11 protein-coding genes and 2 pseudogenes are annotated in these 10217 nt (G+C 74.7%); 5 read left to right on the top strand and 8 right to left on the bottom strand.

Annotated features, from left to right (window positions below; all coding sequences use genetic code 11):
• Nucleotides 1-31 precede the first annotated feature (31 nt).
• Complete coding sequence (locus HNR61_RS45500; protein WP_182849370.1) at nt 32-2104, top strand: hypothetical protein; 2073 nt, start codon at nt 32-34, stop codon at nt 2102-2104.
• Between the two features lie 58 nt (nt 2105-2162).
• Here the strand turns inward: HNR61_RS45500 and HNR61_RS47170 are convergent, their stop codons facing one another.
• The 4 genes and pseudogenes from HNR61_RS47170 to HNR61_RS50375 form a co-directional block, all read right to left on the bottom strand.
• Nucleotides 2163-3365, bottom strand: a complete 1203-nt coding sequence (locus HNR61_RS47170; protein WP_220510580.1) for a Dyp-type peroxidase — start codon at nt 3363-3365, stop codon at nt 2163-2165.
• Nucleotides 3301-3609 (bottom strand): annotated as a pseudogene (locus tag HNR61_RS50680) (Dyp-type peroxidase domain-containing protein); the annotation flags it as partial. The pseudogene HNR61_RS50680 and the gene HNR61_RS47170, both read right to left, overlap by 65 nt.
• Complete coding sequence (locus tag HNR61_RS47165; protein ID WP_220510579.1) at nt 3606-3854, bottom strand: hypothetical protein; 249 nt, start codon at nt 3852-3854, stop codon at nt 3606-3608. The gene HNR61_RS47165 and the pseudogene HNR61_RS50680, both read right to left, overlap by 4 nt.
• Nucleotides 3855-3884: 30 nt before the next feature.
• Complete coding sequence (locus HNR61_RS50375; RefSeq protein ID WP_312898415.1) at nt 3885-4259, bottom strand: MarR family transcriptional regulator; 375 nt, start codon at nt 4257-4259, stop codon at nt 3885-3887.
• A 421-nt stretch (nt 4260-4680) separates the two neighbouring features.
• Between HNR61_RS50375 and HNR61_RS45485 the strand changes: the two genes are divergently transcribed.
• Nucleotides 4681-5091, top strand: a complete 411-nt coding sequence (locus tag HNR61_RS45485; protein ID WP_067824996.1) for a peptidase inhibitor family I36 protein — start codon at nt 4681-4683, stop codon at nt 5089-5091.
• A 93-nt stretch (nt 5092-5184) separates the two neighbouring features.
• On the opposite strand, the gene thpR is transcribed toward HNR61_RS45485, so the two are convergent.
• Genes thpR through HNR61_RS45470 form a run of 3 tightly spaced genes read right to left on the bottom strand, consistent with a single transcriptional unit; the run spans nt 5185 to nt 7520 of the window.
• Nucleotides 5185-5760, bottom strand: a complete 576-nt coding sequence (gene thpR / locus HNR61_RS45480) for an RNA 2',3'-cyclic phosphodiesterase (protein ID WP_182849369.1) — start codon at nt 5758-5760, stop codon at nt 5185-5187.
• Nucleotides 5761-5820: 60 nt separating this feature from the next.
• On the bottom strand, nt 5821-7053 hold the full coding sequence (locus tag HNR61_RS45475) for an MFS transporter (RefSeq protein ID WP_182849368.1): 1233 nt from the start codon (nt 7051-7053) through the stop codon (nt 5821-5823).
• A 32-nt stretch (nt 7054-7085) separates the two neighbouring features.
• Nucleotides 7086-7520 carry a MarR family transcriptional regulator gene (locus HNR61_RS45470; RefSeq protein ID WP_246445134.1) on the bottom strand — a complete coding sequence of 145 codons (435 nt, stop codon included), beginning with the start codon at nt 7518-7520 and terminating at the stop codon, nt 7086-7088.
• 233 nt (nt 7521-7753) lie between these two features.
• On the opposite strand from HNR61_RS45470, the gene HNR61_RS45465 reads away from it, so the two are divergent.
• A complete protein-coding gene (locus HNR61_RS45465; protein WP_182849366.1) occupies nt 7754-8029 on the top strand; it encodes a DUF2530 domain-containing protein in 276 nt (91 codons plus the stop codon).
• 3 nt (nt 8030-8032) lie between these two features.
• Here HNR61_RS45465 and HNR61_RS45460 read toward each other — a convergent pair whose 3' ends face one another.
• A complete protein-coding gene (locus HNR61_RS45460; protein WP_182849365.1) occupies nt 8033-8689 on the bottom strand; it encodes a TetR/AcrR family transcriptional regulator in 657 nt (218 codons plus the stop codon).
• An 86-nt stretch (nt 8690-8775) separates the two neighbouring features.
• On the opposite strand from HNR61_RS45460, the gene HNR61_RS45455 reads away from it, so the two are divergent.
• Together HNR61_RS45455 and HNR61_RS49750 are read left to right on the top strand one after the other, a co-directional pair.
• On the top strand, nt 8776-10143 hold the full coding sequence (locus tag HNR61_RS45455) for an MDR family MFS transporter (protein ID WP_182849364.1): 1368 nt from the start codon (nt 8776-8778) through the stop codon (nt 10141-10143).
• A pseudogene (locus tag HNR61_RS49750) lies at nt 10140-10205 on the top strand (hypothetical protein); the annotation flags it as partial. The gene HNR61_RS45455 and the pseudogene HNR61_RS49750, both read left to right, overlap by 4 nt.
• Between the last annotated feature and the right edge of the window lie 12 nt (nt 10206-10217).

Raw genomic sequence — 10217 nt, 5'->3', positions numbered from 1 at the left:
GCCCACCGGGACCCGTGTGAGGATGCGGACTGTGGAGCATGAGCTGGTGGGCCTGCACGGCACCGGAGGCCGGTGGCGTCCGGTCGCCGCGGGGCCGTTCACCCTGCTGGCGGTCGCGCTGGCGCTGCTGCCGATCCACCCGGTGTGGCTGTGGGCGGCGCTGATCTGCGGGGTCGCGGCCATGCCGTGGCTGCTGGGGGCGGCCCCGGAGGTGCTGTCGGCGCCGGCCGGGCGGCACCGGCCGTACTGGCGGCTGTCGGCGGCGGGGCTGGAGCGGATCGGGCCCGGCGGGCTGCCGATCGTGCGTTACGAGCGGGACCGCGTCGAGGCGCTGGTGATCACGACCGACGACGGCGTGCTGACCGTGGTGCACAAGTTCGGCCGCACGACGGTCGGCGCGCTGGTCACGCTCGGGATGGAGCCGCTCGCCCTGTTCGTCACGGCGCGGCGGCTCGGCGTCCAGGTGCGGATCCTGGACGGGGAGGCCGCCGACCTGCTCGACCCGGCGCTGGACCGGGCCCTCACCGACGCGCCGTCCACGGTCCGCGACGCGCTCGACCCGTTGCCCCGCGACCACGTCGCCGAGCAGCGGCTGCTGGACCAGGAGGCCGCGCTGCTGGCCGCCGCCCACGACACCGGACACGACACCGACCACGACGCCGCGCGCGACGACGAGGTGCGGCTGGTCACGCCCGCGCCCCGGCCGGGCCGGGGCCGGATCGCGCTGCTGGGCACCGTCGCCGGGCTGCTCGGCATCGTGATGGTGCTGCGGATCGCGGCCGAGGGCGGCGGCGGGTTCGGGACGCGGCTGGCCGCCGGATGCTGGGCGCTGGCCGCGATCGTGGCGGTCGCGGGCACCCGGCGCAGGCTGCTGGCCTCCGCCCCGGTCGAGTGGACGATCACCCGGGACCGGCTGCGGGTGCGCGGCCGTCCCGCGCCCCGCCGGGGCCTGGAGGTCGCCGCCTCCGAGGTCGCGGCGCTGGTGCTGGGGCCGGGGCTGCGGACCGACCCGGCCGGCGGGGGCCCGCGCCCGACGGACCTGGCGGTGCTGGCGTTCGACCACCGGCTGCGGCTGGTGGCGCGGCTGCCCGCGCACGGGCTGGACGCGTTCCAGCTCGCGCACGCCCTCGACGAGCACGGCTACCGGGTGGTCACCCCCGGGGCGCGCCCGCCGCGCACGCCCGACTACGGCCTGGAGGGGCTGCCCGACGTGTTCGCGCGGGTGCCCGGCGGGCGGCTGGTCGTGGCCGACGGCGCGCTGGGCTGGGCCGACGCCGCCGGGGACGTGGTGGTGGCGATGCCCGAGGACCGGATCGGCGGGATCGAGCTGCTGACGATCTCCGGGCACGCGTGGATGCGGCTGTACGACTCCGAGGGCGCCGAGTTCTTCGCCGCGCCGCTGTCGGCGCTGCGGATCTCGCGCACCGACCTGCGGGAGGGGGCGCGGCGCGAGGGGCTGCCGGTGACGGACGCCGAGTACGACGCCTACCTGAGCGCGGCGTTCCACTCGGCGGTCTCCACGCTGTCGGACGCCCCCGGGGGGCCGTCGGAGGTCACGGCGATGAAGGAGGCCGTCCCGGCGGCGGCCGAGCTGTCGCTGACGCCCCCGCCGGGGCCGGTGGCCGCGCCGGGCGCGGTGCTGGACGCCACGCGGCGGTCGCGGATCGCCACCTACGCGATGAGCGTGCTGCTGTGCGAGATCGTGGCGGTGCTGGGGTCGGTGTGGCTGGGGCCCGAACTGGGCGGCTTCACCGCGACGGCGTCGTGGACGGTGCCGGCCGGGCTTCTGGTCGGACTCGGCGGCTACTGGCTGTACGACCGGAACCGCCCGCAGCTGAAGGTGTCCACGGCCGGGCTGGCGGTGGTGACGCGGCGCGGGCGCGTGGAGTGGGAGCTGACCCGCGACCGCGTCGGCGGTGTCGGGATCGACGACGCCGCCGAGCGGATGCCGCGGCTGGTCGTGTGGAGCCCGTCGGGGCGGGTGCTGCGGCAGGTGTCGTTCCCGCCGGACCTGACGGCCCTGCGCCGCGCCTGCGAACGCCACGGCGTCCCCTGGGGACCGCCGGACGCCGACCGGCCCGCTCCGCCACCTCCCGAGCTCTAGGAGTACATGGCCACGTCAGCAGCCGGACTGCGACGACGATGCGGGTATCCGCTTACGCTCAGGCTGTGACGGCGTGGACACGGCGGTCGCAAATGATCAAGCCGTGGAGCACCGGGCGGGAAAAGGGTTCGGCGTGTGATGGTCGCCGGTGCGCGGGGAGAACGCCGGGGATTTCCGGTTCGTGGCGGCGCAGGGGTTCCAGGACCGCGGACGAGCCGACCACCGGCCGGGACGGTGACACGCTGCGGAACGGCATCACCACCGGCAGGTAGCTCCGCGCCCGGCTCGCGGACCTCCGACGCGGCGGCCGCCGGGGCCGTCGGAAGCGTGCCGAGGCCGAGCCCGGTCGTGGCGGCCGCGCCCGCGAGCAGGAGGTCGCGTCGGTCCATGTCAGGTCTCCCTGGATGTCAGCGGGTGGGGAACAGTCCGGCGGCGAGGTGGCCGCCGGGGGCACTCCGGGCGGAACGGCGAACACGGCGCTGCCGGTGTGCTGGATGAAGGCGTTGAGCCGGTCGGCGGCCAGGGCGCGCTGGGCCCGGACGAACTCGGCGGGGTCGCGCAGGTAGGCGCAGAACAGCGTGCCGCTGTCGTAGCGGGCGTGGCCGCTGCCGGAGCGGGCAGGCATCCCCGGGCCGTGGTCGTGCCGGTGGTCGCCGTGCCGGTGGTCGGTGGCCGGTGCGGTGTCCGCCCGCAGGCCGTAGTCGTAGTTGTAGGAGCGGCGCAGCATCGGGATGTCCCGGACCAGGGCCACGTGGGAGTCGGCGGGGATGAGGGGTTTGCCGTCCGGTCCGGTCCTGGTGAGGTCGGGGGCGGTGAACTCGTGCCCGCCGCTGAGCGGGGCCCCGTCGTCGCGGCGGCGGCCGATGGTCTGGTCCTGGGCGTGGCCGGGAGAGGTGTCCCATGTGGGCAGGTCCATGCGGATCTTCCGGAAGACCAGGTAGGTGCCGCCCGCGAACCAGGCGGGTTCGCGGGCGGGGTCGGCCCAGACCGCGGCGTCGAACCCCGTGTCGCCGGGGCGGGGGTTGGCGGTGCCGTCCTTGTGGCCGAACAGGTTGCGTGGGGTGGCGTCGCCGAACGTTCCCAGGAATCCCTGCTGGGTCCAGCGCAGCCGGGCGGTTCCCGGGGTGCCGGCTGCGCAGGGTCCGGAACGCGCGGCTGACGATCTGGGGGTCGTCGGCGCAGATCTGGACGAGGAGGTCGCCGCCGCTCCAGGCGTCCTGGAGCCGGTCGTGCTCGAAGGCGGGCAGCGGGCGCAGCGCACGGGGCCGGGCCTCCGGTCGGCCGATGCGTTCGAACAGCTCGGGTCCCAGGCCGAAGGTGACGGTCAACCGGGCCGGGGTGAGGCCGTCGGCGACGCCGGAGTCGGCGGGGACCTGGGGCGAACCGGCCGGACGCAGGCCGGGTTCCCGTCCCTCCATGAGGCGTCCGGCGACCAGGGCCCACTGCTCCGTCAGCGCGCGGAGGAGGGCCGCGATCTGCTCCGCGCTCCGGCGGGTGCGCCTCACCGGGTCGACGGTCTCCAGGTCGAAGGCCGCGAAGAGGCGTGGTGCTGCTGCGGGGTGGCGATGCCGGGCTGGTGCTTTCCGTGGAACGGCTCGGTCGGCGAGGGTGCGCGGGTCGTGGAGGGCGGGGTGTCGCCGTCGGCCAGCAGCGCTCCGCCGACCGCCGTGCCGGTGGCCGCCGCCCCCGTGGTCGCCGCGGCGGTGAGCAGGGCGCGCCGCGAGAGGCGGGCCCCCGGTCGGTCGGACATGCGGGACTCCCCCCGATCGAGACCTGCCCTTCAGGTTTCCTGAAGCCTAGGCCATGCTCCAGTCAGGCTGAAGGTGGGGGCGGGCGAAGGGCGGCGGTCCCGTTCGGCACCAGGCCAGGAGGGGGGAGGGCCTGGGAACGCGGCACGGACGGCCGCTCCCAGGCGCTGCTGGATCGGATCGGCGTCGGGGCCGAACAGCCGCTCGTCGACCTCGGCCGCCGCCCGCCGCGCCCGCCGCAGCAGCAGCGCGCCCTCCGTGGTGATCTCCAGCGTCGAGGCCGACCCGGCGCGGGCGTTGCGGTCGCGCACCAGCCCGGCGGCCACCAGCGCCTTCACCGCCCCGTGCACGCTCTGCACGGTGATCCCCGACATGCGCGCCAGCTCGCTGAAGGACGCGCCCGGCACCCCGGCGATCCGGCACCCTGGCGATATGGCCCAGCAGCCCGAACCGGGCGACGGTGAGCCCCAGCGGCGCGAGCGCGGCGTTCAGCTCGGTCTCGACCCTGCGCGCCAGCGACAGCACCACGACGGAGGCGCTCGTCACGGGCGGGCCGGGACGGTCGTCGTCGGTGGTCACCGTTCCAGTGTCCCGCAGGGACCGCGCGCATCGAGCACGGGACGGAACGTCGCGCGGCGCACGGTGGACGGGAAACGCCCACCGCGCGGCGGACCGGAGAAATCAATTCTCGCGCCGTTTTCCCAGGTCCGAAATGCCATGTCGTGGTCATGGCGCAATCCGAGGGTTGCCCTCGTGATCACCCCATGCCTAGGTTCGGGGCGAATGATCCACTGTCCGGCCGCCTTTCGGCCGCGTAAAGGAGCACCAATGCGCATGATGACCCGTGCGGCGTTCGTCACCCTCGTCTCCGCCCCAGCCCTCACGCTGGCGCTGGCCACGCCGGGAAACGCCGCCGTCTCGCAGATCACGGTGGCGCCCGCGGGCTCGGTCGGGGCGCTGGCCGCCTCCTGCCCCGCGAATGCCGTATGCATGTGGAACGGGGTGAACTTCCGGGGCACCAAAATCACCGTTCGAAATGTGCCCGGCACCTGCTGGCATTACACCAAGGGCTACCGATTCCCCGTCAAGTCGCTGATCACCGGTCGGGACCGGGCCATTTCCTCGATGCGCGCGAAAATCAACTGCAGGGGCACGGCTTCGGTGAGCTACAGGAAGAACGTCCGCGTTCCGGACGTCGGCTACGGGAAGTACGGCTTCCCGATGGTCTCGTTCCGCTGACCGTAGGACCTCCGCGCCGGCCGGGGCACGGCCCACCCGCGCCCCGGCCGCGTGCCACGCCCCCGCGCGGCACGACGCCCAGGAACGAGGACTCTAGGTCAGGGGCCAGGACTTGAGGGATTCGTAGAGGGGCTGGCGGCGGTCGCGGGCGGCGAAGCGGCTCTGCATCAGGTGCACCTCGGTGGCCGTCCACGGGCTTCCGGCGAACGCCGACATCGGCTCGATGATCGGGCGGACGTCCACCGGGCGGCGGGTGCGGGCCAGTGTCAGGTGCGGGCGGTAGACGCGGGCCGGGGCGTCCGGCGGGGTGCCCGGGGCGCCGACGCGGCGCCCGGCGGCGGTGGTGGCGGCCGACAGGCGTGCCAGGTCGCGCCGGTCCCCGTACAGGCCGGTCCACAGCACGCGGGCGTGGGCGCCGTTGCCGGGGAACGCCCCCGCGCCCGCCAGCGACAGGTTGAGGGGGCCGTGGCGGGCCACGGCGCGTTCCAGGCGGGGCAGCAGGCGTTCCAGGGTCCGGTCGTCCACCTCGCCGTAGAACGTCAGCGTGACGTGCAGCAGCTCCCGGTCGGTCCACCGGAGGTCGGGCCATTCGGCCTGGTAGGGCGCGATGAACGCGCACAGTTCGTCGAGGACGTCCGGCGGCGGCAGGATCGCCGCGAACAGTCTCATGGGCACGTCCGGGGAACCACCCGACCAGCTTTCCAGCAGTGACGGTCCCTTGTCACGCGGTTACCCGAGTCGGAGGAGGCGTCGCCGGAGCGCGGGGAGGCGGTCGCGGGGCGCGGTCAGGGCGCCGAGGACCAGGACCGCGGCCACCGGGACCAGCCCGCCGACGACGATGGCGGCGCGCGGCCCGAACTCCTCGGCCATCCAGCCGACCAGCGGCGCGCCCAGCGGGTTGGTGCCGAGGAACACGAACATGTACAGGCCCATCACCCGGCCGCGCATCTCGGGGGCGACGCCGAGCTGCATGGTGGCGTTGGCGGCGGTGTTGAACGTCATCAGCGCGATGCCGGTCGGCACCAGCAGCACCAGGAACGCCCAGTACGTCGGCATCAGCCCGGTCGCGACCTCCAGCAGCCCGAACAGCAGCGCCGCCGCCATCAGCAGCCGCAGGCGCGGCCTGGTGACGCGGCGGGCGGCCAGCAGCGCTCCGGCGAGCGCGCCGAGCGCCAGCATCGAGGAGGCCAGGCCGAACGAGGAGGCGTCGGTGCGGAAGACCTCCTTCGACACCAGCGCGATCGTGAGCTGGAAGTTCATGCCGAACGTCGCCACGAACGCGACCAGCGCGAGCACCAGCATCAGGTCGCGGCGCCCGCGCACGTACCGCAGGCCCTCGCGGAGCTGCCCCCTGGCCCGCTTGACGGGTTCGGGGACGGTCAGCTCGCTCTCGCGCATGGCGTACAGGCCGAACAGGACCGCGACGTAGGAGGCGGCGTTGACCAGGAAGACCGGGCCGGTGCCGAGCCAGGCGATCAGCAGGCCCGCGACGGCCGGGCCGAGCATGCGGGCGCCGTTGAAGGAGGCGCTGTTGAGGGCGATGGCGTTGGGCAGGTCGCGCTTGCCGACCATCTCGACCACGAACGACTGCCGGGTCGGGTTGTCGACGACGGTGGCCAGGCCGAGCGCGAACGCCAGCACGTACACGTGCCAGACCCGCGCCGCCCCGGCGACCGTGAGCAGGCCGAGGACCAGCGCGAGCACGCCCATCGCCACCTGCGTGATCATCAGGACGCGGCGCTTGGGGTACCGGTCGGCGATCACCCCGCCCCACAGGCCGAACAGCAGCAGCGGCAGGAACTGCAGGCCGGTGGTGATGCCGAGGGCCGTTCCGCCGTTGCGTCCGGCCAGCTCCAGCACGAGCCAGTCCTGGGCGACGCGCTGCATCCAGGTGCCAGTGTTGGAGACGATCTGCCCGGCGGCGAAGTAGCGGTAGTTGCGGACCCGCAGTGACCGGAACATCCCTCCGGTCACCCGCCCCTCTACGTCCCGCTCTACGCCTTGCTCAGCTTGTCCAGGATCGGCGCCGCCCGGTGCAGGATCTCCCGTTCCTCGGGGGTCAGCTCGGCCAGGCGCTGCGACAGCCACGCCTCCTTGCGGCGGCGCTCCTCCGCCAGCAGGTTCCGGCCCGCCTCCGTCGCGTGCAGCACCACCTGGCGGCCGTCGGTCGGGTGCGGGCTCCGCTCCACCAGGCCCTCCCCCTCCAGGAACGCGATCACCCGCGTCATCGAGGGGGGCTGCACCTTCTCGTGGTCGGCCAGCTCCCGCGGGGTCATCGAGCCGTGCCGCTCGATGGCGGCGAGCGCGGCGAACTGGGTGAGGGACAGCGGGGCGGCGCCGGCGCCGGGCACCGGCCTCAGCGTGCGCAGCCGCCGCGACAGCCGGGCGATGGCGATGCGCAGCTCTTCGGCCAGAGGGGTCGCTGACATGCTCATTGTCGTTCGCAGAAGTCATTACCCTTGCTAACGATAAACGGGCGGAGGCTATTCCGCGCCATCGCCGCCGGGGACCGACTTCCTCCTCCGCTCGCTCGTGGTCCGGCCCGGCCTTCATGGTCCCACGCCGCCACCTGCGCGGACGGCCCGGAGCCCCGCCCGCGCGGGGCGTCCGCGCGCTCCGGTGTGACCCCGGTCTCTGGACCGCGCCACGTACTCTTGATCGCATGAGCCGAGCGCGCCGTCCCGACCCGCCGCCGCTGCGCACCAACGACGTCCGGGTCGCCGCCGTCGGCACCGCGGCCTGGGCGGTCGCCCTGGTGGTGCTGCTGCTGGTCGGCCTCCCCGCGGAGCAGCGCTGGTGGCTGGGGGTGTGCGGCGCGGGCATCGTGATCGGGCTGTTCGGGGTCTGGTACGTCCCCCGGCTCCAGGCCACCCGGGAGCGCCAGGAGGCCGAACGCGCCGCCCGCCGCGAGGCCCCGCGCGCGTCCGGGGAGGGCTGAGGGTCAGTCGCGCGCCCAGCGGTCGGCGAACAGCCCGTCGCCGGGCGGATCGCCGGGCAGGGGCGTGCCGGGGGCGCGCAGGCCGTCCAGGACGATCGCGACGACGCGCCGCCGGGCGGCGATCGCGGCCGGGAGCCGCTCGGCGCGGCCCTGCTTGCGGAGCTGCTCGATCATCGGGGCGGCGGAGAGCTGCTCCAGCAGCGCCCACAGGTCGGTCACGGTGACGTCGGGGCGCAGGACCCCGGCGGCGGAGGCGCGTTCCACCAGGGCGGCCAGCATCGCATCAGCGCGCCGGTTCCTCTCCCACATGTCCGGGGTGATCTCGACGCTCCCGGCGATCGGGGCGAGTGACCCGCCGCCCGCCTCCAGCGACTCGGTGACGAACCCGGCCAGTGCCTCCCAGGGGTCGTCGCGCTCCAGGGCGCGTTCGAGGGCCCGGACGCTCTGGTCGAGGGACAGCTCGACGAGGCGCTGGAAGAGCTCCTCCTTGGTGCGGTAGCGGCGGTAGAGGCTGCCGATGCCGACCCCGGCGCGGGCGGCGATCGCGGCCACCGAGGCGTGCGCGCCGTCCTCGGCCAGCACCTCGCGGGCGGCGCGCAGCAGCTCGCGGTCGTTGCGCTCGGCCTCGGCCTGGCGGGGGGCGCGTCGCGGAGTGCTCATGATCACATCCTAGCCCGTTGCGGAGTAGATCGCTCCGTTATAGCGTTCCCGTCAATCGGAGCAATCCACTCCGATTGGAGGGCGAGATGGTGACGACGACGGGACGCGACACCGGCCGCGCGCTGGTGCCGCTGGCGGCGACCCTGCTGGTCGGCGCGGTCGCGGCGCTGCTGGACACGACGATCGTCGCGGTGGCGCTGGACGACCTGGGACGGGACCTCGGCGCGCCGGTCGGGGCGGTCCAGTGGGTCACCACGGCGTACGTGCTGGCGATGACGGCGGTCATCCCGCTGGTGGGGTGGTCGGTGGGGCGGTTCGGCGCGCGGGCGGTGTGGGGCGCGGCGCTGCTGCTGTTCCTCGCCGGGTCGGTGCTGACCGGGCTGGCGTGGTCGCCCGCGAGCGTGGTCGCGTTCCGGGTCGTGCAGGGCCTGGGCGGCGGGATGATCCTGCCGCTGACCCAGCTCGTCCTGGCGCGGGCGGCCGGGCCGGAGCGGCTGGGCCGGGTGATGGGCGCGGTGGGGCTGGTCGGGCAGCTCGCGCCGGTCTCGGGACCGGTGCTGGGCGGGTTCCTGGTGGACGGCTGGGGATGGCGCTGGATCTTCTTCGTCAACGTGCCGCTGGTGCTGGTCGCGCTGCTGATGACGTGGCGGTGGTTCCCGCGCGACGACCGGCGTGAGCGCGCTCCGCTGGACGCGGTCGGGCTGGCGCTGCTGCCGACCGCCGTGGTCCTGCTGCTGTACGCGCTGTCGTCGGCCGAGACGGGCTTTCGGACCGCCTCGTGGGTGAGCCTGGTCGGGGGCGCGGGGCTGCTGGCCGCCTACGTCACGCGTTCGGTGCGGCACGGCGGCACCGGCCTGATCGACCTGCGGCTGTTCCGCGACCGGGGCTTCCGGGGCGGCGCGCTGATGATGTTCGTGCTGGGCGTCACCACCTGGGGCCCGATGTTCCTGCTGCCGCTGTACTTCCAGCGGGAACGCGGGCTGGACGCGTTCGACGCGGGCCTCGCGCTGGCCCCGCAGAGCGCCGGGACGGCGCTGGCGCTGCTGGTGGCGGGCCGCCTGACCGACCGCATGCCGCCGCGCCCGCTCGCCCTGGCGGGACTGGCCGTCGCGACGCTCGGGACGCTGCCGTTCGTGACCGGGTCCGGCCCGGCGCTGCTGGCGGCGGCCCTGTTCGTCCGGGGCGTCGGCTTCGGTGTCGCCAGCCTCCCGATCAGCGTCTCGCTCTACCGGACGGTCGCCGAGCGGTCGATCCCCGACGCGACCGGCGCGGGCAACGTCATCCAGCGGATCGGCGCGGCCACCGGCACCGCACTGATGGCCCTCATCCTCCAGGTCACGACCTTCGCCACCGCGCTGACCTGGATGCTCGCCCTCACCGCACTGGGGCTGGCGGCCTCGGTGCTCCTTCCCGGACGCAAGCGTCCCCGACCTGAGATCGAGGAGATCCGATGAATGGCAAGACCGTGCTCGTCACCGGAGCGACGGGCAACCAGGGCGGCGCGACCGCGCGGGCCCTGGTCCGGGAC

The organism is Actinomadura kijaniata (genome assembly GCF_014138665.1).
In the GTDB taxonomy this organism is placed as follows: domain Bacteria; phylum Actinomycetota; class Actinomycetes; order Streptosporangiales; family Streptosporangiaceae; genus Spirillospora; species Spirillospora kijaniata.
Note: the sequence above shows the minus strand (reverse complement) of the source record. Positions and strands in the feature narration are given on the sequence as shown.

Coding starts and splice junctions, on each gene's coding strand:
- HNR61_RS45470 (WP_246445134.1), bottom strand. CDS start 7,520: ATGTCAGCGACCCCTCTGGCCGAAGAGCTGCGCATCGCCATCGCCCGG.
- HNR61_RS47165 (WP_220510579.1), bottom strand. CDS start 3,854: ATGTCCGACCGACCGGGGGCCCGCCTCTCGCGGCGCGCCCTGCTCACC.
- HNR61_RS45460 (WP_182849365.1), bottom strand. CDS start 8,689: ATGAGCACTCCGCGACGCGCCCCCCGCCAGGCCGAGGCCGAGCGCAAC.
- HNR61_RS45475 (WP_182849368.1), bottom strand. CDS start 7,053: ATGTTCCGGTCACTGCGGGTCCGCAACTACCGCTACTTCGCCGCCGGG.
- HNR61_RS45485 (WP_067824996.1), top strand. CDS start 4,681: ATGCGCATGATGACCCGTGCGGCGTTCGTCACCCTCGTCTCCGCCCCA.
- HNR61_RS45455 (WP_182849364.1), top strand. CDS start 8,776: ATGGTGACGACGACGGGACGCGACACCGGCCGCGCGCTGGTGCCGCTG.
- thpR (WP_182849369.1), bottom strand. CDS start 5,760: ATGAGACTGTTCGCGGCGATCCTGCCGCCGCCGGACGTCCTCGACGAA.
- HNR61_RS45465 (WP_182849366.1), top strand. CDS start 7,754: ATGAGCCGAGCGCGCCGTCCCGACCCGCCGCCGCTGCGCACCAACGAC.